The following is a 1,293-nucleotide window of genomic DNA, read 5'->3' on the forward strand; positions in this document are numbered from 1 at the left end:
AATTCATGATGAGACCTCCGAATAGATATTTTGTCCCTTTTAGCTGGCTGGCTCAGGACACATTTATCTTATCAAGAGGTCTTTTTTCTTTCAAACCGCATTTTCACTTATTACAGGAATGCTGCCACGTTTGTGACACAAGATGGAGCTCTAAACTTATTATAGGAATGCTGCCATGTTTATTTCATATTTAATTACATCATTATATTAACAGTATTTAATATTTAAAAAATTCAAAGAAAAATTTCAAATAAGCAATGTTTAATACTATAGCAAGAATTGATTTGAGTAAAGGTTCTCTTAACACAATTGCACCTATTCCTAGTAAAGCTCCACAAAATGAAAAAAACGGAATTAAAACAAAGCCGAAATTGATATAAATGATAGGAGTAAACGCCAATATATTTAATGCTAAATTCAAAGCAATACAAATAAACGCAATATTACTTGCAGGCATGGAATCCCCCATTCTATATTAATTATTTTACATATATATACATTATCATCATTTGCTACTGATTTTTCACCTTTTCCGAAAAAGAAATCCTACTCTAATTAAACATAGCCAGATTGTTCAACAAACAATAAAAAATTAATAAACTTGTAAATAAATGAACTAAACCGTCCTTTTTAAGATACATATTCTAAAAATTCATTTAATGAGGAATACATTACTTCTGGTTCCCAATCTCCTTCACCGTGTATTGCGGTCAATACAGGATAGTTTTTATTTTTTATATCAATAAAAATTGGGTCTCCTACAAGTTCATCGTATCCAATAACATACCAATTTTCCTTCCAATCACCCTCGTTATCCCCTGTTAAAGAATTGCCATCTTCGTCAATTCTATATCCTAACTGACCTTCTTCAAATTCTTCTCTTGAAAATAGGTGAATAGATATAGATTCAATTTCAGGGTCATCTACTTCAATCTCAACATCATAACTTTCAAGTTCCTCAATTTTACTTAAAATTATTTCGATATCTTCATTTAACAAATTAATCCCTCCAGTGAGATGTGGTCTTTATCTAAGGTAGATTATACCATTAAACTTTAAAAACCCTTTTTCATATTTCCAAACTGCCACAATTTTAACTATTGAATTTGCATTCTTTTAACAAAGACGGAGTGTTTAGGTCAAACTTGAATTCTTCTCCTTATTCAACTAGTCGAGTAGAAGGGAGCCTTTCTACCTTACGGCAAATTGTACTCCTCCCCCCTCACAGAACCGTGCTTGCGCTATTAACGCACACGGCTCCTCCAAATTATCATTTACAGAATATAGCTAATC

At 31.7% G+C, this 1,293-nt stretch carries 2 protein-coding genes; both read right to left on the reverse strand.

Annotated elements, in window-relative coordinates:
• Positions 1–217: 217 nt before the first annotated feature.
• Positions 218–457 (reverse strand): hypothetical protein, encoded by a 240-nt coding sequence (locus tag M3600_RS28340; RefSeq protein ID WP_251648563.1) that lies wholly within the window; start codon positions 455–457, stop codon positions 218–220.
• Between the two features lie 173 nt (positions 458–630).
• Positions 631–999: a hypothetical protein gene (locus tag M3600_RS28345; RefSeq protein ID WP_251648565.1), complete on the reverse strand. Its 369-nt coding sequence runs from the start codon at positions 997–999 to the stop codon at positions 631–633.
• Positions 1,000–1,293: the final 294 nt, after the last annotated feature.

This window comes from Niallia sp. MER 6, assembly GCF_023714395.1.
Taxonomy (GTDB): Bacteria; Bacillota; Bacilli; order Bacillales; family Cytobacillaceae; genus Niallia.